This is a genomic window from Geosporobacter subterraneus DSM 17957, assembly GCF_900142145.1.
GTDB classification, from domain to species: domain Bacteria; phylum Bacillota; class Clostridia; order Peptostreptococcales; family Thermotaleaceae; genus Geosporobacter; species Geosporobacter subterraneus.
The window spans coordinates 63,181-89,025 of sequence record NZ_FQZV01000013.1; the positions used below are offsets into that span (position 1 = coordinate 63,181).

At 38.7% G+C, this 25,845-nt stretch carries 28 protein-coding genes; 6 read left to right on the forward strand and 22 right to left on the reverse strand.

Annotation, left to right across the window (positions count from 1 at the left end; all coding sequences use genetic code 11):
* Positions 1 to 136 precede the first annotated feature (136 nt).
* From BUB56_RS05875 to lepB, 9 genes are all read right to left on the reverse strand, one after another.
* The gene (locus BUB56_RS05875; RefSeq protein WP_110940441.1) at positions 137 to 877 is read right to left on the reverse strand and encodes a ZIP family metal transporter; all 741 of its coding nucleotides are present in this window, start codon (positions 875 to 877) and stop codon (positions 137 to 139) included.
* A gap of 197 nt (positions 878 to 1,074) precedes the next feature.
* Positions 1,075 to 1,344: an apurinic/apyrimidinic endonuclease family protein gene (locus BUB56_RS19825; RefSeq protein ID WP_330392570.1), complete on the reverse strand. Its 270-nt coding sequence runs from the start codon at positions 1,342 to 1,344 to the stop codon at positions 1,075 to 1,077.
* A 116-nt stretch (positions 1,345 to 1,460) separates the two neighbouring features.
* A complete protein-coding gene (locus BUB56_RS05885; RefSeq protein WP_110940442.1) occupies positions 1,461 to 2,036 on the reverse strand; it encodes a winged helix-turn-helix domain-containing protein in 576 nt (191 codons plus the stop codon).
* Between the two features lie 170 nt (positions 2,037 to 2,206).
* Positions 2,207 to 3,877, reverse strand: a complete 1,671-nt coding sequence (locus BUB56_RS05890) for an MASE3 domain-containing protein (protein WP_110940443.1) — start codon at positions 3,875 to 3,877, stop codon at positions 2,207 to 2,209.
* Positions 3,878 to 4,030: 153 nt separating this feature from the next.
* Positions 4,031 to 4,882: a nitroreductase family protein gene (locus tag BUB56_RS05895; protein WP_190014248.1), complete on the reverse strand. Its 852-nt coding sequence runs from the start codon at positions 4,880 to 4,882 to the stop codon at positions 4,031 to 4,033.
* Between the two features lie 49 nt (positions 4,883 to 4,931).
* Positions 4,932 to 5,849, reverse strand: a complete 918-nt coding sequence (glsA, locus tag BUB56_RS05900; protein ID WP_110940445.1) for a glutaminase A — start codon at positions 5,847 to 5,849, stop codon at positions 4,932 to 4,934.
* Positions 5,850 to 5,966: 117 nt separating this feature from the next.
* On the reverse strand, positions 5,967 to 7,637 hold the full coding sequence (locus tag BUB56_RS05905) for a nucleoside kinase (protein ID WP_110940446.1): 1,671 nt from the start codon (positions 7,635 to 7,637) through the stop codon (positions 5,967 to 5,969).
* Between the two features lie 139 nt (positions 7,638 to 7,776).
* Entirely contained in the window at positions 7,777 to 8,202 is a 426-nt protein-coding gene (locus BUB56_RS05910; protein WP_110940447.1) for a CBS domain-containing protein, read from the reverse strand.
* 103 nt (positions 8,203 to 8,305) lie between these two features.
* Positions 8,306 to 8,827 (reverse strand): signal peptidase I, encoded by a 522-nt coding sequence (lepB, locus tag BUB56_RS05915; protein ID WP_110940448.1) that lies wholly within the window; start codon positions 8,825 to 8,827, stop codon positions 8,306 to 8,308.
* Between the two features lie 154 nt (positions 8,828 to 8,981).
* Between lepB and BUB56_RS05920 the strand changes: the two genes are divergently transcribed.
* Positions 8,982 to 9,995 (forward strand): asparaginase, encoded by a 1,014-nt coding sequence (locus tag BUB56_RS05920; protein WP_110940449.1) that lies wholly within the window; start codon positions 8,982 to 8,984, stop codon positions 9,993 to 9,995.
* A gap of 46 nt (positions 9,996 to 10,041) precedes the next feature.
* Here BUB56_RS05920 and BUB56_RS05925 read toward each other — a convergent pair whose 3' ends face one another.
* Positions 10,042 to 11,010: an RluA family pseudouridine synthase gene (locus BUB56_RS05925; RefSeq protein WP_110940450.1), complete on the reverse strand. Its 969-nt coding sequence runs from the start codon at positions 11,008 to 11,010 to the stop codon at positions 10,042 to 10,044.
* 207 nt (positions 11,011 to 11,217) lie between these two features.
* Here BUB56_RS05925 and BUB56_RS05930 point away from each other — a divergent pair, with 207 nt between their 5' ends.
* Complete coding sequence (locus BUB56_RS05930) at positions 11,218 to 11,793, forward strand: hypothetical protein (RefSeq protein ID WP_110940451.1); 576 nt, start codon at positions 11,218 to 11,220, stop codon at positions 11,791 to 11,793.
* A gap of 60 nt (positions 11,794 to 11,853) precedes the next feature.
* Here BUB56_RS05930 and BUB56_RS05935 read toward each other — a convergent pair whose 3' ends face one another.
* Positions 11,854 to 12,159 (reverse strand): hypothetical protein, encoded by a 306-nt coding sequence (locus BUB56_RS05935; protein WP_110940452.1) that lies wholly within the window; start codon positions 12,157 to 12,159, stop codon positions 11,854 to 11,856.
* 160 nt (positions 12,160 to 12,319) lie between these two features.
* On the opposite strand from BUB56_RS05935, the gene BUB56_RS05940 reads away from it, so the two are divergent.
* Positions 12,320 to 13,030 (forward strand): hypothetical protein, encoded by a 711-nt coding sequence (locus tag BUB56_RS05940; protein ID WP_110940453.1) that lies wholly within the window; start codon positions 12,320 to 12,322, stop codon positions 13,028 to 13,030.
* 75 nt (positions 13,031 to 13,105) lie between these two features.
* Here the strand turns inward: BUB56_RS05940 and BUB56_RS05945 are convergent, their stop codons facing one another.
* From BUB56_RS05945 to BUB56_RS05960, 4 genes are all read right to left on the reverse strand, one after another.
* Entirely contained in the window at positions 13,106 to 13,828 is a 723-nt protein-coding gene (locus tag BUB56_RS05945; RefSeq protein WP_110940454.1) for a pseudouridine synthase, read from the reverse strand.
* Positions 13,829 to 13,837: 9 nt separating this feature from the next.
* On the reverse strand, positions 13,838 to 15,202 hold the full coding sequence (locus BUB56_RS05950; protein ID WP_110940455.1) for an RsmF rRNA methyltransferase first C-terminal domain-containing protein: 1,365 nt from the start codon (positions 15,200 to 15,202) through the stop codon (positions 13,838 to 13,840).
* A gap of 84 nt (positions 15,203 to 15,286) precedes the next feature.
* Complete coding sequence (gene pssA, locus BUB56_RS05955; RefSeq protein WP_110940456.1) at positions 15,287 to 15,802, reverse strand: CDP-diacylglycerol--serine O-phosphatidyltransferase; 516 nt, start codon at positions 15,800 to 15,802, stop codon at positions 15,287 to 15,289.
* Positions 15,792 to 16,433 carry a phosphatidylserine decarboxylase gene (locus BUB56_RS05960; protein ID WP_110940457.1) on the reverse strand — a complete coding sequence of 214 codons (642 nt, stop codon included), beginning with the start codon at positions 16,431 to 16,433 and terminating at the stop codon, positions 15,792 to 15,794. The genes pssA and BUB56_RS05960 overlap by 11 nt, the downstream gene beginning before the upstream one ends.
* A gap of 234 nt (positions 16,434 to 16,667) precedes the next feature.
* On the opposite strand from BUB56_RS05960, the gene fba reads away from it, so the two are divergent.
* On the forward strand, positions 16,668 to 17,597 hold the full coding sequence (gene fba / locus BUB56_RS05965; protein ID WP_110940458.1) for a class II fructose-1,6-bisphosphate aldolase: 930 nt from the start codon (positions 16,668 to 16,670) through the stop codon (positions 17,595 to 17,597).
* A 36-nt stretch (positions 17,598 to 17,633) separates the two neighbouring features.
* Here the strand turns inward: fba and BUB56_RS05970 are convergent, their stop codons facing one another.
* The 5 genes from BUB56_RS05970 to BUB56_RS05990 form a co-directional block, all read right to left on the reverse strand.
* Positions 17,634 to 18,971 (reverse strand): MATE family efflux transporter, encoded by a 1,338-nt coding sequence (locus BUB56_RS05970; RefSeq protein ID WP_110940459.1) that lies wholly within the window; start codon positions 18,969 to 18,971, stop codon positions 17,634 to 17,636.
* A 111-nt stretch (positions 18,972 to 19,082) separates the two neighbouring features.
* Positions 19,083 to 19,574 (reverse strand): peptidylprolyl isomerase, encoded by a 492-nt coding sequence (locus BUB56_RS05975; RefSeq protein WP_456297983.1) that lies wholly within the window; start codon positions 19,572 to 19,574, stop codon positions 19,083 to 19,085.
* A gap of 99 nt (positions 19,575 to 19,673) precedes the next feature.
* The gene (locus BUB56_RS05980; RefSeq protein ID WP_190014253.1) at positions 19,674 to 20,114 is read right to left on the reverse strand and encodes a YkvA family protein; all 441 of its coding nucleotides are present in this window, start codon (positions 20,112 to 20,114) and stop codon (positions 19,674 to 19,676) included.
* A gap of 140 nt (positions 20,115 to 20,254) precedes the next feature.
* Entirely contained in the window at positions 20,255 to 22,381 is a 2,127-nt protein-coding gene (locus BUB56_RS05985; RefSeq protein ID WP_242946230.1) for a heavy metal translocating P-type ATPase, read from the reverse strand.
* Between the two features lie 19 nt (positions 22,382 to 22,400).
* Complete coding sequence (locus BUB56_RS05990; RefSeq protein WP_110940471.1) at positions 22,401 to 22,763, reverse strand: ArsR/SmtB family transcription factor; 363 nt, start codon at positions 22,761 to 22,763, stop codon at positions 22,401 to 22,403.
* 255 nt (positions 22,764 to 23,018) lie between these two features.
* Here BUB56_RS05990 and BUB56_RS05995 point away from each other — a divergent pair, with 255 nt between their 5' ends.
* Positions 23,019 to 23,246 carry a helix-turn-helix domain-containing protein gene (locus BUB56_RS05995; protein WP_110940463.1) on the forward strand — a complete coding sequence of 76 codons (228 nt, stop codon included), beginning with the start codon at positions 23,019 to 23,021 and terminating at the stop codon, positions 23,244 to 23,246.
* Positions 23,247 to 23,282: 36 nt separating this feature from the next.
* On the opposite strand, the gene BUB56_RS06000 is transcribed toward BUB56_RS05995, so the two are convergent.
* Positions 23,283 to 23,981, reverse strand: a complete 699-nt coding sequence (locus BUB56_RS06000; protein ID WP_110940464.1) for a TIGR01906 family membrane protein — start codon at positions 23,979 to 23,981, stop codon at positions 23,283 to 23,285.
* Between the two features lie 110 nt (positions 23,982 to 24,091).
* On the opposite strand from BUB56_RS06000, the gene BUB56_RS06005 reads away from it, so the two are divergent.
* Positions 24,092 to 24,367, forward strand: coding sequence for a hypothetical protein (locus tag BUB56_RS06005; protein WP_110940465.1), 276 nt, complete (start codon positions 24,092 to 24,094; stop codon positions 24,365 to 24,367).
* A 164-nt stretch (positions 24,368 to 24,531) separates the two neighbouring features.
* Here BUB56_RS06005 and BUB56_RS06010 read toward each other — a convergent pair whose 3' ends face one another.
* A complete protein-coding gene (locus BUB56_RS06010; RefSeq protein ID WP_330392572.1) occupies positions 24,532 to 25,590 on the reverse strand; it encodes a bifunctional diguanylate cyclase/phosphohydrolase in 1,059 nt (352 codons plus the stop codon).
* Between the last annotated feature and the right edge of the window lie 255 nt (positions 25,591 to 25,845).

Genomic DNA, 25,845 nt, shown 5'->3' on the forward strand with positions numbered 1-25,845 from the left:
TTGTCTCCAAGGATTCAGCCTTTTATAAGGCTTACTCTACCCTCTCTAAAATTGCGATTGATTTATTATATGAATAGAGAGATGGTTTTTACGCTCAAAATGATGATTAATTTTATATAAAGTTTTCCGGAGATACCTACTTGACAATGTAATGTTCGATAAGGAGCATAACGACAAACCCTGCAATAACGCCAAAAGTAGCCTTTACCTGATTACCATGGCAGTGGCTTTCTGGAATTAACTCATGGGATACGACATAATACATAGCTCCCGCTGCTAAAGACAAAGTAAAAGGCATATAGGGTTGTATTACCTTTCCTGCCAATATTCCGACTGCAGCAGCAATGGGTTCTCCGATTCCTGCAAAAAATGCAAATAATATCGCCTTGCTTTTAGAATAACCTTTTTCTATTAAGGGTGCTGAGACAACCAGCCCCTCAGGAGCATTTTGTATCCCCATAGCCATGGCCAGCACGATTCCTCTCTCTTGGCTTCCTGTGGCATAGCCTACCCCAATAGCAAAGCCTTCTGGAATATTGTGAATGGCAATGGCTGTAACCATCATAATCGTTTTTGCCAAAACCTTACTCTCAAAATCTGTATTTCGTACCTGACCCATATTTATATTGGGAATAATTTTTTCAATCACGCCGATTAATACAGCCCCGGCTAAAAGGCCCATTATTACCTGAAAGATTTGTTTTTGCTCTAAGGCCGGAAGAATCAAGCTAAAGGATGCTGCAAACAACATGATTCCTGCTGCAAATCCAAGTAAAAAATCCTCAAAAACCTTTGATATTTTGTTTACAAAAATCAATGGAAGCGCTCCAATTCCAGTACACATCCCGGCTAATATGCTCGCTGCAAATCCATTCATATATGTCACTCCCTGTAGAATCCTTATGGATATTCCAACAATCCATCTATAGGTTTTGCAATTATATTGGTTTGCATACGCAAAAATAGCTAAAGGATAGCTGAAAGGCTATCCTTTATAGTGATCTTTTAGTAGTTGAATTTCTGCTGCATATCCTTCTGCCTCGTTGGGCGTTTCCAAGAGGATGGGCTTTCCGTCTATGGCCGAGTGCTGAATAAACTCCAGATATCTTCTTTTTGCGAAGCAAAATTATAAGTATAGGGTGCATGAGCCAGCAAGGATGAAAAATTATGTTTCTTGCAGATTTGATCAAGTTTTCTAACATCCTCCAAGTCTAATGCCTTGGCTTTAGCACCTCTTGGATTTCTTGTAAAAAACTGAAAAGTGTTTGCACCGATAGATATCGCTTCCTGTGCAGCTTTTTCATATCCCTTGGATATGGTTAAGTGAGCACCGATATTTAACACGATTCTTTTCCTCCCTTAAATTACTTATTCTATATAATTCCCATATTATTTTATCAGAAAACATCTTTTTCTTTTTTGCATAAAAATAAGCAGTGAATCATCACTGCTTCAATCCATTATTTTTTCTTTCTAATTCGGGGAATAATCAATGCCGAAACCGAATAAGCCTTTGTATTTTCTCTTGTCTTATCCTTTTTATCTCTGATAAAATTCTCAATTGTTTCGCTAAGAAGCATTTTGAATTCTTCCGTTTCCTCTACGGTTAAATAGTAATCATTAAAATGCAGCATTTGCTTTGGATGTTCCTTTTCATTGGCGTTTTCTAGAGCCTTGTAGAAATCATTGCTAATGTTTTCGAAGATTGACATAGAGGCCTGATTCAGAGATTCAATCACCCCTTTATCCCCTGAATTCATAATACTCTTATCGATCACAAAGGTTCTTGCAGCAGGTAAATAATACTTCTCTATGATACCAGACTTAACCCGTTCATCAACCAATTCAAGAATACCCACTTTTTGCAAAGTTTTTATATGGTAGTTGATTTTAGCGTGGGGTTCACCTAATTTATCGGCTATTTGCTTTGCTGTTGCTGCCTGATCCTCTTCAAAGCATTCAATTATTTCAATCCGATAAGGATGTGAAATCGCTTTAATTTGCTCCAATTCCCTTAATACTAAGACATCTTTCATATCCCTTACCCCTCATCCTATTATTTTTCTTTACCAGTAGCTTCATTATAATATGAAAATACTTTTTTATATAAAATTCCATATATTAGTGCAAAAAATTATATATCTAATATTATAGTATGACTTATTGAAATTGTCAAAAAACACTTTTGGTTTTTATGGAAAATTTATTATACCTCCATGATAAAATAGGTGATATCATCCTCATTAGGAATATCCTTGGTGTTTTCTCTTATTTCATCCAATATTACATCATTTAAGCTTATTAATGGCTGATGGAGATTCTCTATTAATATTTTTTCTAAATGTTCTAACGGAACAGGTACATGATCCTTATAATCTTCAGTTAATCCATCGGTATAAAAAAGAACCCGATCTCCTTTATCTAGCTTGACCTCAGCTTTTTGAAAATCCGGTTCAAACAGATCTCCAAATTTGCAAATTGGGAATCCCATACTTTTGTCCAAAATTTCTAGTTCTCCATTCTTTCTTACCAATAAGGGCAGCGAATTCATCCCTCCTGAGCAATAGGCAAGAACTCTTGTCTTTCTGTTGTATATTGCATAAAACATTACGATATGCATTTCATTTGGAAAATCTGATTTATTAAATTCCATATACATGTGTTTTATCATTTTATTGGGCGATGGGTTGCTTAAAAATCGTGCTGGGATTTTGGAAGGTTTCATTACACGATCGGCAAATAATGTCATCATTGCCGCTGAAATCCCATGGCCTGCTACATCTGCAATAAACATCCCTATATTATCTTCATCAATTGCATGGATATGATAAAAATCTCCACTGAGCTTTTCACAAGGAATATACTGGGAAACAAATTTAACATCATAGATATTAAGCTCTTTCGGTGGCAAGAGGGACTGTTGAATCCTCTTGGCATATTCCAAATCTTCCAGCATCTTTTCATTCGCTTTTTGTATCTCTGCAGTTCGTCGAGCTACTATTTTTTCCAGATTTTCTGCATATAGCTTAATCTGTTCTCTTGCCTTTTCCAATTCATAATATGGAGTATCCAGGTTGTAAATAAAGACTGCCCTGAATAAAAGATACGAACTGAGTATTTTGTAAACATGTCCTAATAAATTATAGGTATCATAGACACTTTTATAAATCGTAAAGGCAGCTTCTGTAAAGATACCTAAAATGAGACCGGAAGCAAATATAATAAAGATTCTATTGTGGGTCCTTCGATAGTCCCGTACATAAAGTACAGCAGTTATGCCAAATAAAAACATTACCACATATTCAAGCAGAATCTTTAGAGGGGTCAAACCTTGACCTGCTATGAACAAAGGAGGAAACCAATCTATCTGGTATGTAACTATATAGAATAGTCCTATTGCAGTGACAATGCTGCCCATCAAAAAATACTTTCGCGGCAAATTGCCCTTGAGATTATAGGGAATGCAGCCGGATATCAGCAACCCAAAGGCCAAAATCAGCCTAGAGATCATCCAAAAAGTAGTTGCTTTTGGAATAGAACTTGCAGTAAAAAAAACCGGCATACCGTTATAGCTCATGGTATGGAAAAAATCAATTGTGCCCGTAATGAAAAAAACGCTGACGAAAACCAGAAGCCTAATTCTATGATTTTTACTATAGGTATAGTAGGTTATAGTAAATAGGATAAAGGAAATGACAATACTGGCAAACTCTAATAGGGTATGGTAGCTTAAATACAAGTTCGTTCCCAGAATCCTATAAATGCTCGCATCAAATAATCCGGCGATTTTAAAAACAACCAAAGAACCTACAGTCGTCAAGAATAGGTATATATAATTAAAATCAAGCTTTCGCTTATTCTCTTTTGTACTCAACAAAAGATTCAGCTCCTTTTGACATACATTTTTGATATGTAAAAAATTTCTACATTTACCCCTAAATTCCCTCTTTATTTCTCTGAAAATCTTTATTAAAATTGCATCTTATGAAACATTTTCTTTCCTGAAGAATTTCATAAAAAAATAATGCCCCTATTCAAAGGCATTATTCAAGGAAAAACTTCCTATGATCTCGTAGTTCTCCGGAATTTTATACTTCTTTTCCACACCTTCCTTTGGTCCCACCCATTTGCCATTCATCCCTTTTTGTCGAACCATGGCCTCAATATAGAACATTATAATTCCGCCATCAATTCGATTTCGATTCAAGCCGTCTTTTTTCTCCCTCATAACAGCTAAGATCAAAGTATCTCCATCAATAATAAATTGCCATGGCTGCTGATTCGCCCATGAAGGTGCAAATCTAACTTTCTCCAGCACAGAAACCCAAGGTTCCTGATCTGATTCCCCCTTTTTACTGTTCCATGTTCCCCAATGCAGCATCTCATAAAGGTTCTCTCTTGCAGATTTTTCATCGATAATGCTTTTTACTAATTTTTCGCCAATACCTACTTTGGGATAACCAATGGGTGTGAGGGCTAATAGCAGTAAATCAGGATCATCAATATGCAATAATGCCTTAGCTTTGCTTTCATGGTGCAGTACCTCAATCCAGCAGGTTCCCAGCCCCTCTTGAAAAGCAGTCACCATGAGCTGCTCCATACGGTATCCCAAATTTTCAAGATAGCCTTTCTTACTCGCTGTGACAGCAGCAACATAGTGGGGTCCTTCGATAGTCTTTCCAAAATATCCTGCATAGCCCGACATCTTTCTTGCCGCCTCTTGACCATCTTCTAACAGTAAAAAGTGAAGCGTGATATCCTCATATAGGGCTTTTGAATTTTCCCCTGCAGCGATGATTTTTTTCAGCAGCGATGGGTCTACTTTTTTCTTATCATAATTTCTAACAGAAGACCGACTGCGCAATATCTGATCCAGTTCCACATTACCACCCTTTTCATATGTTATCCACTAAATTAACAGCCATTTGTTCCTAAAAAATGCTTAAAGACAGTTCCTTTGAAAGAACTTGCAGCATTTTCAGCCCACCAATGCTATTGCCTTTGGGGTCTAAGGCCGGGCCCATTACACCGATACCCATTCTGTTTGGTACAGCACACATAATTCCTCCGCCTACACCACTCTTAGCGGGCACCCCTACATTAATGGCAAATTCTCCTGATTCATCATACATGCCGCAGGTTACCATAAAGGTCTTAGCAATCTGGGTAATCTCCTTCGGTACCACCTGCTCCTTAGTATCTGGCATAATCCCCTGGTTTGCCAGGAATACACCGATACGTGCAATATCCTCACAATCTACCTCAATGGAGCATTGCTTAAAATACAAATCCAGGATGCTTTCCACGTCCCCTTCCAAGATGCCTACATCTCTTAAAAAGTAAGCCATAGAGCGGTTTCGGTCTCCTGTCCGTTTCTCTGATAAATAAACGCTTTCATTAATCTGCAGGTTCGGATTCCCCGATATTTTTCGAAATAAATCTAATATCCTTTGAAATTTCTCCTCATAACTATTCCCCAAAATCAGAGAGGTAACAGCTATGGCACCGGCATTAATCATTGGATTTAGTGGTTTTGACGGGTTAATGGTTTCTAGCTTTCTCATAGAGTTAAAGGCATCACCGGAAGGCTCCATACCCACTCTTTCAAAAACAAATTCTGCTCCCCGGTCCATTAAAGCCAGCATTAAAGTTATTGGTTTTGAAACACTCTGCATGGTGAATTTTTCTCTATAATCACCTGCTCTGTACACATTCCCTTCGATATCAACAATGACTATCCCAAGGGCGTTTGGATTGGCATTTTTCAACTCTGGAATATAGGTTGCCACTTTTCCAAAGTGGACCCATTGACGGTTTTTCTCTACTAGTTCATTTAGCAAAAGCTGCATGTCGATCCCTACCCTTCTTTTTCTATTGCAACTTCTACTTTAAGACAAGACCTGCCATTCGTCAATGGTTTTACATAGAAATAGGCTAATATTTTAGGATATCTATTCAAAACCAGACTATCCCTCATCGTGAAAGCAGCTTCCTCCAATGAATTCTCTAATGATAGAGGTTTGCGGAATCACTGATTCATCTTCAATGGATAGAAAATAGCTTAGAAATTTAAGCAGGCGCTTGGCCTCGGAAAATTCTTTCTCATTTTTATGAATCTCTTTTAGGAGTGGTTCCGCATATTTTTTCAGAACTGCCAGTTCATAGATGAGCGCCGAATTAAACATTACATCGGCTCCCTCTTGATAAGGGAAAATATTCTTTTCCTCTCCCCTTCGTACTGAGTTCCACCGGCTAAGGGTATTGCGTGCGGAATGCCCTCTATATTTGCTGTCTCGAACGATACGACGCAGCAGGCGGGTATCTGTAGTGGGAATCCGATTGTGATCATCAATATTTAATTGAGTTAAAGCACTAATATAAATCTTGAATTTTTTATCATGTGGAATATCCTGTGTCAATTTTTCATTTAATCCGTGAATTCCTTCAATAATGATTGGATGATCCTCAGAGATTCTCATTATATTTCCACGGTATTCACGCTGTCCTGTGTGAAAATTAAAGGTAGGAATTTCTACTTCATATCCATTGATGAGTTTAGACAGATGCTCGTTAAACAACTCAATATCTACTGCCTCTAAAGCCTCAAAGTCATATTCGCCAAACTCATCTCTCGGTGTGTGTTCCCGGTCGACAAAATAATCATCGGTAGAGATAGATACCGGTTTCAGACCATTTACCTTTAACTGTATGGCTAATCGCTGTGCAAAGGTAGTTTTACCCGATGAGGATGGGCCTGCAATCAGAATAATGCGTTTTTTGGTCTCAGTAATCATATCTGCAATTTGTGCAATCTTTTTCTCATGTAATGCTTCTGCAACCCGTATCAGTTCATCATAATTTTTGTTTCGGATACGCTCATCAAGATTGGCAACATAGGCCACATCCATAATCTGGCCCCATCTTTCAGCTTCTCTAAAAATACTGGCCAGCTTGCTTTGCTCCTTAAACTCAGGTATTTGTGTCGGATTGCTTTTTTCAGGATATTGAATAATGACACCGGGATCATAGAACTTCAATTTAAATAGCTTTAAAAAACCTGTACTTGGCACCATATACCCATAGAAATAGTCCTTTAGCCACCCACAGCTATAAATATTAATCTCAGGTTTTTCCCTAAAATCAAGCAGTTTTGTCTTTGCATCAAAACCCAGTTCATTAAAGATTTGCTTAGCATGTTCTATTGGGATGCTATCCTTGACAAAAGGTACATCTTCCTCAATAATCTCCCGCATTCTCGATTCGATTTTCAATACATCGTCTTCAACAATGGGCCTTTTATAGTGAATTTCACAGTAAAGTCCTTTGCTCAAGGAATGCTCCACAGTTACCTTACAGCCTGAAAAAATCTCCATGGAGGCCCGAATAAATACAAATGCTAAGCTCCTTTGATAGATTCGAATACCATCGGAATTCGTCAGGTCTAGAAATTCAACGGTACTGTCTTTATGTAAAGCATATCCTAATTCTCTCAAACGATTATTCACCTTTGCAGCCACAATAATAGAAGGATAGTCTGCCTGTACCTGTCGGCTAACCTCCAGCAGGGTTATTCCCTCAGGCAGTTCCATCTCCTTCTGATCTCCCATTGATAATTTTATCTTCTTATCGCTTTTCATGACTCGCCTATCGTCCCCTTTCTCAATATATTATCAGATTATGTGAAATCAATAACTATTATACCCTCTATAAAGTTATAATAGTTATTTCTAGAAAAGATTAAAAGTTCCTGTATTTCTACAGGAACTTTCAATCAAACTACATTTGTGGTCTGCTTGGCTTAGAAATATCACTCAACGCATCTCCAGCTTCGTTGATATATATATTTTGTGTAGCCAGATCTCCTATGGCCAATATGCCAACCAGCTTCCCGTTCTCTACAACAGGGAGTCTTCGGATTTGGTTGCGAGCCATTAGATCTGCTGCCTCATGGGCATCCATATCCGGCGATGCATACACAAGATTTTCGGTCATTACATCCTGTGCACTTGCATTGGCATTTCCGTGGGATATACTTCGGATTACAATATCCCTGTCGGTTACGATTCCCAGCGCATGTTTTTCTTCATCGCAAACAGGAATGCATCCTGCATTTAATTCTTCCATTTGCTTGGCAATCTGAGTGATCGAAGTTCTTGGATTAACATAAGATACATTGGTTGTCATCAATTCTCTTACTTTCATAATAAATACCTCCTTCATCTTTATCTGTATTTATCATGTACAATTCTGCTCAAAAATAAACGAGTGTTCTATAAGAAAAACTCAGACATTTCTGTCTGAGTCTCTATTGGATCTTTCCAATTTTTGTAAAAGGGTACAATCTTACCAGAACTTTTCCTCTAACGGTTTCGATTTCTACGGGGCCGACCCGTTCATCCCGGCTGTCCATACTATTTTCCCGATTGTCCCCCATCACAAAAATCATCCCCTCCGGAACAACCGTATCCACCTCTCCCGGTGTATATAAACTATTTGTATAGGGCTCATGCTGCAGTTCTTCATTCACAAACACTTGTCCCTCAGCTATTTTTACATGATCTCCCGGGAGACCAATCACTCTCTTAATTAAATCCTTTTCTTTTCCCTCAAAGGTTTTTAAATGGGATTTAAAAACAACAATATCTCCCCGCTCGGGTTCATGCAACATATATGGTATCTTGTTAATAATTAAATAATCATATTGATCCAGGGTGGGATACATCGAATAACCCTTTACCAAGGTTGGCCGTATGAACGTAGTAATCACAAGGGCAATTAATACAGACAGCGCAATCGTTTTAATCCATTCCATAATCTCTTTCTTCATCTAAACATCTCCTCTTCCAGACCTGCTATTCACTATTTTACCACTAATCCTTATTTTCTACAATCATCTTACCCTTCAGCCTGTCTTTCATTTACAAAACGAATCATTTATAATAAATAATAGAAGAAATATTTTTTTAACAGGAGGGAATAGGATGTCTGAATTGTTAGTTCAGGTTACCAGGGGTGGTTATGTAGAAAGTCGTCATTATGGCGATGTAGCAATTATAAATGGAGATGGGAAACTTCTCTATAAGGTAGGTGATCCCTATCGTTTCACTTTTTGGCGCTCAGCAGCAAAGCCTTTTCAGGCGATCCCCCTTGTAGAATCCGGGGGTATTGAAAAATATAATATTACACAAGAAGAATTGGCATTAATGACTTCTTCCCATGGCGGCGAAGAAGCTCATGTTCGTGCAGTAAGAGGTATTTTAGATAAAATTCACCGAAAGGAAGCAGAACTGGACTGCGGCATTGCCGTTCCCATGCATGGAGATACAGCATCAAAGCTTCTGAGAGAAGGGAAGGATTACCTCTCAGTTAATAACGCTTGCTCCGGTAAACATGCGGCTATGCTGGCCCTCGGAGACCTTCTTTCTATATCTACAGAAAACTATATCCTTGCAGATCATCCTATCCAGCAAATGATGCATCATGTCATTGCAGAATCCTGTAATATGCCCTTAGAGGAAGTAAAGGTCGCCGTGGACGGTTGCGGTGTACCGGTTTTTGGGATGGGTATTAATGAAATGGCCCTAGCCTATGCCCGGCTTTCAAAGCCGGAAAGCTATTTTCCTCCCAAACGCGGGGCTGCTTTGCGAAAAATACTGAATGCTATGATTCGTCATCCCTTTTATGTAGCTGGAACAGATCGTCTCGACACTGTACTAATGCAGATTACGAATGGCCGCATCGTGGCTAAATTAGGTGCTGAATCCGTCTATTGTGTAGGCATTGTAGATCAAGGAATTGGCATTTGCTTGAAGATTGATGATGGAAATTATCGTGCCATAGATCCGGTTATTATTGATATCCTAAAAACTTTAGGCTTTATTACGCCGGAAGAATTCAAGCAGTTGGAGCCCCGCTGGAAGCCTAAACTGTATAATCATCGCAAGGATATTATCGGTGAATTGATACCAGTATTTTCCCTTTTGAAATGTGAGTAAAATATATTACGGCAAAAGGATAATCCTAAGGTTATCCTTTTGCCTTTTAAAATAAATCCTTTTCAATCTGATGAAATATTTCCGGCAAGGGGCAGACAAATTCTCTTCCCTGAAGATACTGCATTGTACCGACAGCCTTTTCGAAAACAATCCTATATGCATGGAGCAGCTGATTATTCAGGTTGTATTTATCGCGAAATCCCTTGTTTATTTTAGGATCTCCATATTTTGCGTCTCCTATGATAGGATGTCCTATAGAGGATAAATGGAGTCGAATCTGATGGCTACGTCCGGTAATGATTTCTACCTCCAACAGGCTAAAGCTTCCATTGCTTTTTATAGGTTTTAATCTTGTACGGATCTCCTTTGCTCCAGTCCGATGCCGCTCCACAACCTTCACCAGATTAAGCTTTTCGTCCTTCCACAAAAATCCCGAAAGCTCCTGGGGTTTCGTCATACTTCCCTTGACAATGGTCCGGTAGTATTTTCTGACAGCATCCTTTTGGCGCATCATTTCATTTAAATTCTGTACTGACTCGTAATTCTTCCCGAAAATAACGATTCCGCTAGTATTTCTATCAATCCGGTTAATACTAGCAGGTACAAAGGTTTTCTCATGTGTTGGATCGTATTCCATCTTATCATAGAGATATTTAATCACTTGATTGACCAAGGTATTTTTACTTTCTTTGGCATCCTCATGCACCAATAATCCTGCTGGTTTATTCACCAAAAGAATACTCTGGTCTTCATATAAGATATGAAACTCCATATCCACATCATAAATTTTCTTTTCCTCTTGGAAGTTAAGAATGGTATCCTCACTAAAATACAATTGTATGGAGTCCCCAGCCTTTAAAATATACTGGGGCTCTACCTTGCCATTATTGACTTTAATATTCTTTTTTCGAAGCATTTTGTATAAAAAGCTTAGAGAGGCCTTTGGTAAATATTTTTTTAAGAATTTATCTATTCTCTGATTTACTTCATTCCTGCCAATCACTATTTCCTTCAATCAAGTCACCCCTCAATCTACATTCTCATTCTATAGGCAATGATCCTCTGATTTTTATATTGTATCATAATTTATGTTTTTATGTACAAAACCTATTTCCCCAAGTTAATGCCCCCAAATTCTCCCTTGCTCCCAATTATTCTTGAAAATCCGCCCTATATTATGTTATCCTTAATGAAGGACGATCTATAGGGAAGGTGTGTTAATATGTTTGAGAAGCTGAAGGATTTATTATATGAAACAAGCGATATACTATTGGCTCTTGTGATTATTCTCTTCATGTCTACAGTAATCACGTGGAAGGTAACAGATTCTCTTGCCTATACCAGAGAAAAAGGATCGATTTTTACAGAAATTGAACAGCAAAGCGGTGAAGACCAATCTACGAAAGGCAAAGATGTACCTGATAATCAAGAAATCATCGCCATTAGCTCTACACCTGAAGAAAGCGGACAAACTACGGTTGAGGATACACAGGATGCTTCCCCACCGGAGCAAAATGCTCCACAGACACAACCGGCTCCTGGGCCTGAACAAACTACGCCCTCTAAACCTGCACCTGCTACATCAGCTGTTATACGGGTAGAGATTCCCAGCGGCGCCTCAGGGGCGGGAATAGCAAAAATTTTAAAGGATAAAGGACTCATTGATAATACAGCAAAATTTGTTGCAAGAGTAGAAGAACTGAAACTAGCTTCAAAACTAAAATCTGATACCTTCGATATCCCCTCTGGGACACCTCTTGATGATATCATTTATATCATAACCGGTACAAAACGATAGACTACATATAAGCTTAAATTTATAGGCATAAGTAAACCCCTCATTGAGGGGTTTACTTATTTATGCTTCATCCTCTATCGATGAATTTTTATGAATGTATTTCATCACATAGTCCAACCGCTTTTTCTGATCTTCATTCATGAAATAGCGCATCTGCTCCAGCAAGTTTAATTGTTTCTGATAGGTTGCAGCATCTTGATTGATCATCATATTCAATAAAACCAACTCATCCATAATACTCTCTTCTGTTTTTCCCTCGTAGAGCTCCATGAGTTCTTCCAGCATATGTAAATGCTCATCTTTTAAATGTGTTCCTCCTACCAGCTCTACTAGTGCCCTTATCTGGTCCATGTTTACTTCTTTCATCACAGCACCTCCTTTGCTAAAGCAAAGCTTCATATAAATCTATGTGGGACTATTATTTTTTATGTCATAAATTACAACGGCTTCCAGTAACACTATGCTGTGGTTCTGCATATGCTGAAACAAAGGCCTATCATCCGATAGAATAATTGGGAGGCGCATTATGAACGATTTTCTTCCGATCCCCTATGAAGATTTAACGCTGTCAGAACAAGAAATGAGTATTGCCCAGTGGAACAATCCTGGAAATAAGAGGATTCTTTTATTTCTTATACCTGTATTCTTTCTCTGGTATATGAAAAATAAAGGTTTGCAGCCTTTTTCCCAAGAGAATGAAAAACCTTTGCTTCCTCGTCCTCAGCCTATACCAAGACCACAAGTGCAGCCTTCTGCATCCCAGGGGCTTGATCCTGCATTATTAGATAAGTTAACACTTATGCTGGATAGCGTTAAAAAAATAAACAATATCAGCGGCGTTATGAGAAGTATGCCCCGTGCCGGTAATTCAGCTAACAAGCTGAATTTAGGCGTCATTAAGGAATTTGTCGACATTTTCGGCAGCCATCTGGGTGAAGATCAAAAAGCACAGTTGAAAAATGTAGCAAACATGGTGACCATGGTAGAAAAGGTTAGGGAAATAAAGACAAAAATGGATGAGCAAAAGAAGCTGTCAACAGAGCAGAGCGGGGATTATACGGATCAAATTTCAAATATGCTTGAAGTAATTAAACCAATTCTGCCAGAGGAACAAGCAAAAAATATCGATAATGTAAAGAAAATGGCTCAGATGATGAAATTGATGAGTGCTCTGGATGCCCATCAATCCGACGACGAAAATGACCAAAAGGATAGCTTGGAGGAAGATGAGTACTAACAAATGATCAGCTTCCTACATAGTTGCGGAAGTTGTTTTTTAAAACTAAAAAGGGTGAGGCCAATGCTTCACCCTTTATCGCGTTCTTAAGATGTCCAGTTCTTCTTCTGTAAGCTCACGGAATTCCCCCAGCTCCAGGTTTTCATCCAGCTTTAGATTTCCCATAGATATCCGTTTTAGATAGGTAACAGTCTTTCCTACTGCAAGAAACATCCTCTTAACTTGATGAAATTTTCCTTCGTAGATTGTCAGTTCAATCTCTGACAATTCAGCACTTTTTAAAATTCGCAGCTGTCCGGGCAGCGTTTTATACCCATCTTCTAATACTACTCCTTCATTAAAGCGTGCTACATCTTCCTCGTCTACTTTGCCATCTACAATTGCAAAATAAGTTTTTGGAATATGTTTTTTAGGTGAGAGCAGTTCATGAGAGAGCTTTCCATCGTTGCTGATCAGCAGCAATCCTTCTGTATCCTTGTCTAATCTTCCGATAGGAAAAGGGTCATATATCTGATATTTCTCCGGCAGCAAATCCACAACGGTTTCAATCCTAGGATCAAAGCTTGCAGAAATTACCCCCTGAGGCTTGTTCATCATGATATATATGTATTCCTTGTAAATTAGTTCTTCTCCATTAACTATGATCTTATCCTGATAAGGGTCTACGTGCCGGCTGCTATCCTTTACTACATTTTGATTTACAAGCACCCAACCTTTTTTTACGATGCCTTTAATCTCTTTTCTTGTTCCATAGCCCATATTGCTTAAAAGTTTATCCAATCTCTGCGTTTTCGCCATATAAACCTCCTAATCCAACCTTCTCCATGCTACAGGATATTCATTTTTCAATAAATCTCCTGTTTGCTTGGCCCATCCCAATGGAAAACCATCCACACAGACTAAAGTCCAGCCCTTCTCTCCATCAATATGCAGTGTTTCACCCTTTAGATATTTAATTACCTCCGGGGAATTGCTGCTAAAGTCTACAACTCTTCTCGCATCCGTCTTTTTCAGTGTCATTGCCATGGCTTGGCTAGGTTCAAATCGCTGTTTTCTTAAACTCCCCAATAATAAGCCCGATCTTAATATCTTTAGACCTTTCAGCACCGGCAGGCCTTTCGGTACCTGATAAAGCTGCTCTCCATGCATTTCGAAAGGTCCTCCATAAGATATGTTTAAATTTTTTTCAACAAATTCTTGAAATTCCTTAGGCACTGCAACACCTTTTTGATATTGAGAATCTGCCTGAACGAAGTTTTTCCCGTTATCCTTTTCTAAATATGCTGCAAAATGACCTTCTCCTTTTATGCGGTGAGGCCATAGCCTCATGGAAAGGTTCCCATATTTATTAATATTTTTTGATATGCTCTCACCGTATATGTATTGGTCAGGGAAGTTGTCGATCGATTTCAGCTGAAAGTCTTTATGGGTTTGTAAAAAGGTTTCTACAACCTCTTCATTTTCCTCGGCAGAAAAAGTACAGGTAGAATAGACGACACCTCCGCCTTTCCTTAGCATTTTACTGGCAGCATCCAATATTTCAGCCTGAATGGGAACGTAATACTCAGGACCTTGCTTTTCCCAGCTTTTGATCATGGATTCATCCTTGCGGAACATTCCCTCCCCTGAACAAGGTGCATCTACCAGGATTTTATCAAAATAGCTCTCAAAATAATCTAAGAGCCTTTCAGCAGGAACATTGGTTACAACAGCATTGGCCACTCCAAACAGCTCAACGTTTCGAATTAGAGCCTTTACACGGTTGAGATTAATTTCATTAGAGACCAAGATGCCCATTCCATTCATTTTATTGGCTATTTGAATAGTCTTTCCGCCAGGAGCAGCACATGCATCAAGAATTCTCTCTCCAGCCATAGGACTTAAAATCTCAGCAGGAATCATAGCACTGGGTTCTTGAATATAATACAGACCAGCGTGATAATAGGGGTGTTTACCAGGCCTGTCCTCTTCCTGATAATAAAACCCCTCCTTGCACCACGGAACGGGATCTAATTTAAAAGGTGAAATTTTCAAGAATTCCTCAACAGATATTTTCAGGGTATTGATTCGGATTCCTTGTGTCTTTGGCTCCTGGTAGGAGGCCAGAAAAGCTTCATATTCGTCCTGCAAAAACTTCTTCATTTTATACAAAAACTGTTCAGGAAGGCGCATGATAAATCTCCTCTTTCTTTTATTACTCAGTATCTTTTCCGGATATAAGGCATAATTATACCCACCTGTTGGTGGGCATGTACATTACCGCTTCTTCAATTTTATACGCTTAGATACCATAGCGTAGGACAAAAATAACATGGAAACCAGCATGAAGGGCATACTAGTAGTAAATCTGGTAGAGTATAAAGACATAAGGGCCACAATACCGCCGCAAAGGGTTATAGGTATTCCCATATATACGCCTTCAAACTCCGTAATATTGTATCTTGCTAAACGAGATGCGCCGCAAACCGCAAATAAAACTGTTGCAGCAATTCCCAATGCTCCAGTTTCCATTAAGTTTAAATGCCACATTAATATAGCTGGTGCTACACCAAAGGAAATCAGATCACAAAGTGAATCCAATTCCTTGCCAAAGTCACTTACAACATTTAATTTTCTTGCTAACTGTCCATCCAGACGATCCAAAACACCTGCTGTAATAATTAAAAATGCAGAAGTACCGTATTGATCATAAAAAACAGAAATGATTGCCAAAATTCCCATTGCTAAATTTAATAATGTAAACAGATTCGGGATATGACATTTATATTTCATATTTAACCACCCCTATCGTTGTTAATCCTGCCTGTACACGGTCACCCTTTGTTACCTTTATTTCTACCTGTTGCTTAGGCAGTACCATCTCATAATATGCACCATATTTATTATGTCCAGATATTTCTCCTTGTTGGACCCTATGTCCATTCCAAATCCAAGAAAAAATTTTTTTGCCAAAATAACCTGATACCTGATGCAGCAATACACGGGTCTTCTCACCTTGAATACCTATAGTATACTCTTCCCGTTGCCGTCGTCCAGTATTACCATTTCTCATAAATATATTTCCCTTGCGGTAACTGGCGTAATTCACTTCCCCTTCAATAGGATTCCGGGTTACATGTACATCGAAAATCGAAGAAGCAATGCAAACCTTTACCCCTTCACCCTCAATATACTCATCTTCCAAAACCTCCATCACATCCGTCACTACGCCGTCCGCTACGGATAGGATGCCATTCTGATTCTGAACAACATTTCTTTTAGGGCTCCTATAAAAGAATAAAACAGATAGCAAAAGTAGAAAACTAGTGATAGCAATCGGTTTTAGATCAAGTGTACCCAGAGTAACAATGGAAAATATAATCACATATTTGATCGCTCTAGGAAAAATCCAATAATGCTTCATAGGTTACCTGCACTTTCTAAGATGTCTTTTTGCCCTGCTGGATTACATCTCCTTTTATTATATTTTACAGTATAAATCACATTCTTCATAGCAATTTTTTGTAGTATTTTTTAATTTATTGTTATATAATTACAGTTGAATGTGGATGTAAATTCATTCCAACTCTCACTTTATTATGTCTAATATATTTTCTAAATATATTTAATTAATTCTAATGATAGAGGAGGACTCAAAATGCCATTAGTAACGTCAACTAAAATGTTTCAGGATGCTTATGCCGGCGGATATGCAATCGGAGCATTCAATGTCAACAACATGGAAATTATTCAGGGAATTGTAGACGCAGCAAAGGAAGAAAAATCTCCCCTGATCCTGCAGGTATCTGCTGGAGCAAGAAAATATGCCAGTCCAATCTATTTAAGAAAATTGGTTGAGGCAGCTGTTGAAGACAGCGGATTACATATCGTGCTTCATTTAGATCATGGTGAAGACTTTGAAATTTGTAAAATGTGTATCGACGATGGTTTTACCTCAGTAATGATTGATGGTTCAAAGCACCCATTCGAAGAAAATATCGCCTTGACAAAGAAGGTTGTAGAGTATGCTCATGCTAAGGGTGTTGTAGTCGAAGCAGAACTTGGCAAACTGGCAGGAATTGAAGATGATGTAAATGTAAGCGAAAAGGATGCTGCTTTTACTGATCCTGATCAAGCTGCTGAGTTTGTAGAAAGAACCGGTGTAGATTCATTGGCCATCGCTATCGGTACAAGTCATGGTGCTTATAAATTCAAGGGAGAACCAAAATTAGATTTCCAGAGACTCGAAACCATTACAAAGCTTCTTCCAAATACACCTTTGGTACTGCATGGTGCATCAACGGTGCTGCCTGAATTTGTAGCTCTTTGCAATCAATATGGCGGTAATATTCCTGGAGCTCAAGGAGTTCCTGAGGATATGATCCGACAGGCTGCTCAACTGGGAGTTTGTAAGGTAAATATCGATACAGACTTAAGACTTGCTATGACAGCTGCTATCCGTAAAGTCTTTGTTGAAAATCCTTCAGAGTTTGACCCTCGTAAATACCTAGGCCCAGGCAGAACTGCTATTAAAGAAATGGTTCAGCACAAGATCCGAAATGTATTAGGTTCAAGCAATAGACTATAATAGATAAAGAGTCCAGGCCATTTGGTCCGGACTCCTTTATTTCAACTCTAAAAGTCTCCATCCTTCTCTTCTATAGCGCATCACCATCAGCACTGCTTCCAGCATATACTGCAATGCCGTTGCCAGCCATACATAAACGATATTCAGCCTAAATACAAAAACGATTAAGAATATCAAGGGCAGTCGAACACCTAGGTTCGTAGCTAAAGAGATTTTGAATGGACCTTGCGTATCTCCAGCACCCTTCAATGCGCCGGATACCACCATGGCAATGGCAATAGGCACCTGCTCTAAAGCCCCCACCCGGATACATTTAGCCGCTAAGGCTACCGTCTCTAGATCCGTAGTAAAAAAACTCATGATAAAATAGGGTATTGTTAGAAATAAAAAAGCTACGGAGGCCATCAACAGTATAGCATATTTTGCAGCTTTAGCCACACTTTCCTTTGCTCTGTCAACATTTTTTGCCCCAAGGTTTTGACCCATCAGCGTGGTAGCAGCTATAGCAAACCCATAACCGGGCATAAAAGAGAGAGATTCTGCAGCGACAGCCACTGAATTGGCTGCAAATTGCACAGTGCCTAACTGGGCGATCCAAATGGCGGTAAGCAGCCTGCTTCCGTCATTCATTGTCATTTCAAAGGCTGCAGGAATGCTCAAGTTCACAAGTTTCTTGAAAATATCCCGGTCGATAGAAAACAAATCCCTAAAATAAATCTCAATGCCGCTCTTCCCAGAGAAAAGATAATATAGAGAAACCAATGCGCCTAGGACTTGAGCCAGCCCGGTAGCTAAGGCCGCACCCTTAACGCCTAAGGCTGGGAATCCCCATTTTCCAAATATCAGAACATAATCTCCAATAATATTGAAGGTATTCGCCCATAGCACAGCTCTCAAAGTGTAATTAGTTTTCCCCGCTCCTCTTAGAATTGCGTTGCTTACCCCAAAAGGAATCAGGAAAAAGCCTCCGATTAGGACATGTCTCAAATAGGTTTCCCCTAGCTCAACTACGGCCATATCCTTTACCGCCAATCTAAAAATATCTTTAGCAAATATCATACCTATCAGTGTCACGGTAATGCTGATTACAACACCTATGGAAAGGGCTTGTGCACCAATCTTCCCTGCCCTTCTGGTGTCTCCTGCTCCAATATTTCTTGCCACCAGAGCCGTTGCTCCAACACCTACTGCGCCTAAAATCATCATGGTAATAAACATGATCTGTGCCCCTAAACTCACAGCAGAAATAGAAGCAGGATTTAGTCTTCCCACCATAGCCGTATCTACCGTCCATACCAGTGTGTGTAAGGTCATTTCCAGAATGGCCGGCCAAGCAATTTTTAATATATCCTTGCGCACATCTAACTGTTCCATAATTTCCCCCGATTTACTCCCCGGCAGTTAAGCTACCCCTTTTGCTTAACTTGCCCGGGCATTTCTTTTGATTGATTGGCAATGAAAAAGAGATAGGTTCGATCCCATCTCCTAAAGCTTCTCCGGTTCCGGATATACTATCCCAAATAGGTCTGCAGTTACTTCCTTCATTCTTTGGTCCTCCACAGGTTTGTCGTTGAAGTTGCGTTTGCTTCCTGCAATCCGATCCACTTCCTCGATCCCTTCAATAACCTTTCCAAAGGCTGCGTACTGCCCATCTAAATGAGGTGATGTCTCATGCATAATAAAAAACTGAGATCCTGCAGAATCCGGATGCCCGGCTCTTGCCATAGATATTACACCACGAGTATGCTTTAGCTCGTTTTTAAAACCATTTCTCATAAATTCTCCCTTTATATGATAACCAGGCCCGCCGGTGCCGCTGCCTTGAGGGCATCCCCCTTGAATCATAAAGCCTGGGATTACTCTATGAAAGATCAAACCGTTATAAAAGCCCTTTTCTACTAAAGAAATAAAGTTATGTACTGTATTGGGAGCAATCTGCGGATATAACTCGACCTTTATTTTATTTCCGTTTTCCATCTCAATTTGTACTACTGGATTATGCAATACTCTCATCCTCTCTCATTAATCTTGTACTATTTATTTTTACTACATTCTTCACAAAATTACAATACCTTTTTAAATCTTTTTAACCCCACACATAATGCCTTTTCCTAAATAAAAGGTGGCTTTCCCTGCAAATATCAAGGTTCTGCCTAAGACCTTTCCAGCCCCTGCTACAAATCTTCTTGCAGTTTCCTTGCTAATTGCAATATCTTCATCAATCATCTCAAAGGAAAGACCATGCTCCAGCAACAGATGATTCGCCTTTTCTTCGTCACTCATCTGAAGCACCTTTTTAAGAACCGTCAGAATAATAATCAGATCATCAATTTGGCCTAAAACAGGAACGATACTCGGTACCAGCTCAATTGGTGAAATCATGTATCCTAAAGTACCGTATAAGAGGACTTTTTGCGTTTTTGTCATGGCCGGATCTCTGTATAAGTGGTAGAGCAGTTTTGTATAGGCAGGCAGCCGCTTAATCGTCTGTAAGATTTCTACTTTATTCTGTTCCATCATACCTACATCCTTTTCTATATCGTTTATATATATTATACCCAAACCCTATAAGCTGATGCCTTTTTAATTGGTTTAATATTGATTATAAAACAGATATAGAAAGCTCTGATGATCACATCAGAGCTCCACTGTTTAGATTATGCAGTCTCCTCTATTTTCATAATGCGCAATGCATTCAGAATTGCCAACAGTGCTACTCCCACGTCTGCAAATACAGCTTCCCACATGGTAGCCAAACCACCGGCCCCTAAAATCAGTACTACGCCTTTTACTACTAGGGCAAAAACAATATTTTGGTAAACGATCTTCCTTGTTTTTCTCGCAATCTTTATGGCCTGAATCAACTTAGAAGGAGCATCATCCATAATCACCATATCAGCCGCCTCAATGGCGGCATCAGAGCCTAACCCGCCCATGGCAGCGCCGATATCAGCCCTTGCCAGCACTGGAGCATCGTTGATACCATCCCCAAGAAAGAGAATTTTCTCCTTGTTTTTCTTCTCATTCTCCAGTTTTTCTAATACTGCTACTTTTTCGTGGGGAAGCAGTTCTGTGTGAATCTCAGCAATCCCCAAGGAAGCACCGACTGCTTCCCCAACTGCTCTATGATCTCCTGTCAACATGACAATCCGCTTTATTCCTAATTGCTTTAATCCCTTAATCAAGGGCAGTGCATCTTCCTTGACTGAATCGTCAATTACGATATACCCTGCATAAGCTCTATCGACGGCAACATAAACGATCGTACCAGGTACTTCTGTTCTATCGAATGCAACGCCTTCATTTTCTAAGAGTTTGCCTCTTCCCAGTAGTATTTCTTTATCTTCCAGTATTGTTTTTGTGCCTAAGCCCGGAATTTCTTCAAAGGCCTTGATGCGGGATCTTTCTATTTCCTGACCATAGGCTTGTAGAATCGACTTGCCGATTGGATGATTGGCATAACTTTCACCGTATGCCGCATATTTCAAAAGGGTCTCTGAATCCAACAAACCAGTAGAATAAATCTCCTTAACAGTAAACACTCCTTCTGTTAATGTGCCGGTTTTATCTAGCACAATGGTATCTACATCATTTAGAGCTTCCAGATAATTTCCTCCCTTTACCAGTATTCCGTTTCTTGATGCACTGCCGATTCCTCCGAAAAAGCCTAATGGTATGGACACGACCAACGCACAAGGACAGGACACTACTAAAAATATCAGGGCTCTGTATATCCATGGGGAAAATAAAGCTTCAGAGATCAATAGGGGCGGTAAAACAGCAATTCCTATGGCAGTAAACACAACTACAGGAGTATAATATTTGGCAAATTTAGTGATAAAGTTTTCTGTAGGCGCTTTTTTTGCTGCAGCATTTTGAACCAACTCTAATATTTTCGATACCGTTGATTCTCCGAAGGTCTTCTCAACCAGGATTGTAAGCAATCCATTGATATTGATCATGCCGCTTAAGGCCTGATCCCCTGGCTTTAGATTTCTAGGCACGGATTCTCCCGTTAGCGCCGATGTATCTACACTGGATATCCCCTCCAGGACTTTTCCGTCCAGTGGGATTTTCTCTCCAGGCCTTACCACAATCCTATCGCCAACTTTTACTGATTGGGGTCTTACAGTTTGAATTTCTTCTCCCAGCTTTAAATTTGCCGAATCAGGACGGATATCCAATAGTGCTTTAATGGATTTTTTTGATTGATTTACGGCATGATCCTGAAACAGCTCACCAATCTGATAAAACAACATAACCGCTACTGCCTCAGAATATTCTCCAATCACAAAGGCTCCTAATGTAGCAATACTCATCAGAAAATTTTCGTCAAACAGCTGACCCTGCCCAATATTCCGCAGTGCCCTCCAAAGAACCTCACCACCGATCAACAAATAACTTGAAACAAATAGAGCAAGTTCTATATAAACTGGAAAAGTTCCCATAATCTCAACTAGGAATAATATGACTCCTATTCCCAAGGGAATATGTTGTTTCCAATTATAGGCTTCCGCTTCAATCGGCTCCTCTTCTATATCCTCTATATTCATTTCTCTGATAACCACATGGGGTTCAAGACTATGGACAATAGCGTCTATTTCTACCCTGATTCGATCAATGTTTGCATCATCAGCTGTTTCTAAGGTTAAAACATTGGTAATAAAATTCAAAGATGCAGACAGAACACCTTCAACATGGCTGATCCGTTCCTCAATTTTCAAAGCACAACTGGCACAATCTAATCCTTCCAGTAGAATTTCTTTTTTTGCGACACCTATCACTGTTTTCTCCCCCTTTTTTCTACTTATGCAAAATATGGTTAAACCCTTGGTCGAATATTTGCTTGATATGTTCATCATCCAGGGAATAATATACGATTTTTCCATCCCTTCTATATTTCACCAGTCTGGCCTGCTTCAGGACCCGCAATTGATGGGATATGGCCGACTGATTCATTCCTAACAAAGCTGCAATATCGCATACACACATCTCGGACTCAAACAAAGCACATAGTATTTTTATCCGTGTAGTATCCCCAAAAACCTTAAACAGCTCTGCTAAATCATATAGCGTTTCTTCCACTGGCATTTTTCTCTTTACCTTTTCTACAGTATCGTTATGAATGACTGTACAGCTGCAGCTGTCTTCATTGCTGTTCGCCATAATCCCATCTCCTTTTAATTTATTATATGTACATATATTCATATGTTCTGCTATCATTATAAATCTTTCCTATAAAAATAACAATAGGTTTTATAAGATTTTAAATAAGATTTAACAGTTTTTTTATTATGTGAGAATGAATCTATGATATGCTTATACATAATCCGCAGATTATAAACATATATAAAAATAGGTACGATCATCTTTATCTTGACAATTTCATATATAAAATCTTATCGATAAGGAGGATTTTGCATGATCGATGGCATGAAAATTCGCAGCCTGCGCACAGAGAAAGGGTATACTTCTTTAGATTTGGCAGTTCGCAGCAATATATCGAAAAGCTATATTGAAGAAATTGAGAGAGGAGATAAAATAAATCCCAGCTTTAAGACCGTCGAAAAATTAGCCGATGCGTTGAATGTTCTCATTGATGATCTTAGGAGGCCAATCAGTAAAACAGCATCTATAGAAAACATATAAAATATAAGCAGCCAAAATAGTTTTGGCTGCTTATATTTATGCATTTATTTTTTTAGATCTCAGCATACCATATGCTGTCGCTGACAATGCCAACTGAATGCATAAAAACCAACTAAAAATTTTCCTGCTGATTTCAGTAAAAAATTCTAAAGGCACCATCTGAATCAATACTTCCTTCTCCGGATCCAGCTGCCAAAGATCATTGTCAAAGAAAATCTCATGGAAATGGGTAAAATACTTATTAAAATCAATTTGCATCAATATTAGCAAAATCAATGCAAATACAAGAGGCACCAATCCAGACCATAATAAACTTTTATAAATCTCCTGCCTGGAGCTATTGGAAAGGAGAAACATCCCTACAGCAGCTGCCGCTATAAGATAAAGGCCCCACCGCCTTAAAGAAAATGCCTGTAAAAAGAGAAACTTCACATCAATCATATGCAGTTTTTCTCGCTCTCCAAAAACCTCACGGTTCTCTCCACGGATATTGGCCTGTATATTTAGATCATTCTCCCGGTCTTTCAAATAATCCATCAGCTTGATGGTAACCCTTTCTAAATCCGCTATATCCATACCGGTAGTTTCCTGCACGTTATTCTTTTCATAAGTAGCTAGATAGAAATCTATATTGAAGGTGTAAAACTGTAGAATGGATATTAATAAAACCAAAGGCAGAAAAACAGCAATCACCAACCTGCACAGCCCTAAAACCACCCTATTTCCTTGTTTCATCTGATATTACCCCCTTTTCATAGGACACTTGCACAACTTTATCGGAATGTTTATCAACTTTTCAAAAAAAGCATAAGATATACTAGAATCAGAGGAAGGAGAATGAAGGAATGACAAATATCAACAAAGAGCTAACTGCGCTATTAGCCTCAGAAACTTTTACCAGTCTCTTGGGAAGCAGCTCCGTTCAAGTTGTACAACTTCAAGCAGCCATTAGTTTGCTTATCCAAGCCGGAATCCCATTTGATGTTAGCTATAGTCCTGGAACCAGAAGATTATCTCCTTCAGCAGAACTTACCATTTTTATCAGTCCAACCACTACACTCAACTTTACTTTTACTTTTGGCGGTGGTGCAGGTCTCTTTGGTGGCGGCATAACAACATAAAGTGGTGTTACTTCTTAATCTATAGATTCTACTGTTTTATAATCCTCACAACCACTTCCACGTGGCTTGATAGGATAGAATTAATGTCATTAGGGGTATCGGTAAAAGGGAATATATCTATAGTATTTTTAGCACTATCTGCAAGTGAGAACATATCTAATATTTTAGGAAGCTTTTTCTATAACTTCTTCAAATATTTCAACAAGGTAAGGGTCGAATTGAGTACCACTACATCTTTTTATTTCCTCTACAGCTTCTTCATGGGATTTAACCTTGTTATAGGGTCTTAGATTTGTCATGGCATCATAAGCATCTACAAGGGATAAAATTCTACACTCAATAGGAATGTCCTCCTCTTTTAATCCTAGAGGATAACCCTTACCATCCCATCTTTCATGATGCTTGAGTATCAAATCTGCAACCCCTGAAAGTTCATGGGAGTTTATTGCAAATCGGTAGCCCTTCTCTGTATGGCTTCTCATGATTTCCCATTCTTCATCAGTTAATTTTCCCGGCTTTTTAAGTATATGGTCAGGTATTACAATTTTCCCTAAATCATGGACTTCAGCTAAAAGGATTAATCTGTTTTTCTTATCTTCATCTAATTGTATTTTTTGTGCAATTTTTTTACACAGATCTGCTACCCTTTGGGTATGACCTGATGTAACAAAATCCCTTTCTGATAACATAGCCATCAAAACACTTAATAATTGCCTTTTGCTGCTTTCTTTTGTTAAGAGCTTGTTTCTATACATGGTATCATCGGCTTCTTTTAAGATTTCATCAATTTCTTTATTGTCTCCTATACTGCATCCTAATGCTACTGACAATCTTAAAATTTTATTTCGGATAGATTCATTGTACTTTTCTATATTTTCTTTAATTCTTTCCATTATCTTTTTTATTTCTTCTCTATCATTTATTTGAGGAAGTATTACAACAAATTCATCTCCACCTATTCTGGCTATTATGTCGTTTCCCCTTACGGATTTTTTTAAAATATCGGCAAAGCTTTTTAAAAACTCATCTCCACTAGAATGTCCTAATGCATCGTTAATAAATTTAAGGCCGTTTAAGTCACACATAATTAAACCAAGTTTAATGAGTTTCTTTTCTTTATATTCTTTAATCTTGTTTTCAAAATAGTTGAAGTTAAATACTCCTGTTAATACATCATATATACTTGAGTAAATTTCATAATTTTTAAGCCTTGAAATAACAATGTTTCAAAAATATAAAAAAACAGTCTACCCCAATCCGATAAATAATTTGTAAAAAAAATCCACAGAAAGGGGCGACTGCAAATTATGTATCGGCAAACAACTTTATTTACTTTAGATCAAATTATTGAACTTCAACCATTAACAAAATTACAGGCTATTTTGACTTTCATTGACTATTCCATTTTACTACAAGCTTTTCAAATTCAACCCTGTAAACGTGGTCCTAAGGGTTTCTCTTTTGAGGCTTTACTTAAT

Bases quoted from the DNA above. Each gene is read 5' to 3' on its own strand.
- BUB56_RS05875 (WP_110940441.1), bottom strand. From the start codon at position 877: ATGAATGGATTTGCAGCGAGCATATTAGCCGGGATGTGTACTGGAATT.
- BUB56_RS05885 (WP_110940442.1), bottom strand. From the start codon at position 2,036: ATGAAAGATGTCTTAGTATTAAGGGAATTGGAGCAAATTAAAGCGATT.
- glsA (WP_110940445.1), bottom strand. From the start codon at position 5,849: ATGCAGCTTTTGCTAAATGAACTAGTAGAGAAAAACCGTCAATGGGTC.
- BUB56_RS05905 (WP_110940446.1), bottom strand. From the start codon at position 7,637: ATGAAAAGCGATAAGAAGATAAAATTATCAATGGGAGATCAGAAGGAG.
- BUB56_RS05910 (WP_110940447.1), bottom strand. From the start codon at position 8,202: ATGAAAGTAAGAGAATTGATGACAACCAATGTATCTTATGTTAATCCA.
- lepB (WP_110940448.1), bottom strand. From the start codon at position 8,827: ATGAAGAAAGAGATTATGGAATGGATTAAAACGATTGCGCTGTCTGTA.
- BUB56_RS05920 (WP_110940449.1), top strand. From the start codon at position 8,982: ATGTCTGAATTGTTAGTTCAGGTTACCAGGGGTGGTTATGTAGAAAGT.
- BUB56_RS05930 (WP_110940451.1), top strand. From the start codon at position 11,218: ATGTTTGAGAAGCTGAAGGATTTATTATATGAAACAAGCGATATACTA.
- BUB56_RS05935 (WP_110940452.1), bottom strand. From the start codon at position 12,159: ATGAAAGAAGTAAACATGGACCAGATAAGGGCACTAGTAGAGCTGGTA.
- BUB56_RS05940 (WP_110940453.1), top strand. From the start codon at position 12,320: ATGAACGATTTTCTTCCGATCCCCTATGAAGATTTAACGCTGTCAGAA.
- BUB56_RS05945 (WP_110940454.1), bottom strand. From the start codon at position 13,828: ATGGCGAAAACGCAGAGATTGGATAAACTTTTAAGCAATATGGGCTAT.
- BUB56_RS05950 (WP_110940455.1), bottom strand. From the start codon at position 15,202: ATGCGCCTTCCTGAACAGTTTTTGTATAAAATGAAGAAGTTTTTGCAG.
- pssA (WP_110940456.1), bottom strand. From the start codon at position 15,802: ATGAAATATAAATGTCATATCCCGAATCTGTTTACATTATTAAATTTA.
- BUB56_RS05960 (WP_110940457.1), bottom strand. From the start codon at position 16,433: ATGAAGCATTATTGGATTTTTCCTAGAGCGATCAAATATGTGATTATA.
- fba (WP_110940458.1), top strand. From the start codon at position 16,668: ATGCCATTAGTAACGTCAACTAAAATGTTTCAGGATGCTTATGCCGGC.
- BUB56_RS05970 (WP_110940459.1), bottom strand. From the start codon at position 18,971: ATGGAACAGTTAGATGTGCGCAAGGATATATTAAAAATTGCTTGGCCG.
- BUB56_RS05975 (WP_456297983.1), bottom strand. From the start codon at position 19,574: ATGGAAAACGGAAATAAAATAAAGGTCGAGTTATATCCGCAGATTGCT.
- BUB56_RS05980 (WP_190014253.1), bottom strand. From the start codon at position 20,114: ATGGAACAGAATAAAGTAGAAATCTTACAGACGATTAAGCGGCTGCCT.
- BUB56_RS05990 (WP_110940471.1), bottom strand. From the start codon at position 22,763: ATGGCGAACAGCAATGAAGACAGCTGCAGCTGTACAGTCATTCATAAC.
- BUB56_RS05995 (WP_110940463.1), top strand. From the start codon at position 23,019: ATGATCGATGGCATGAAAATTCGCAGCCTGCGCACAGAGAAAGGGTAT.
- BUB56_RS06000 (WP_110940464.1), bottom strand. From the start codon at position 23,981: ATGAAACAAGGAAATAGGGTGGTTTTAGGGCTGTGCAGGTTGGTGATT.
- BUB56_RS06005 (WP_110940465.1), top strand. From the start codon at position 24,092: ATGACAAATATCAACAAAGAGCTAACTGCGCTATTAGCCTCAGAAACT.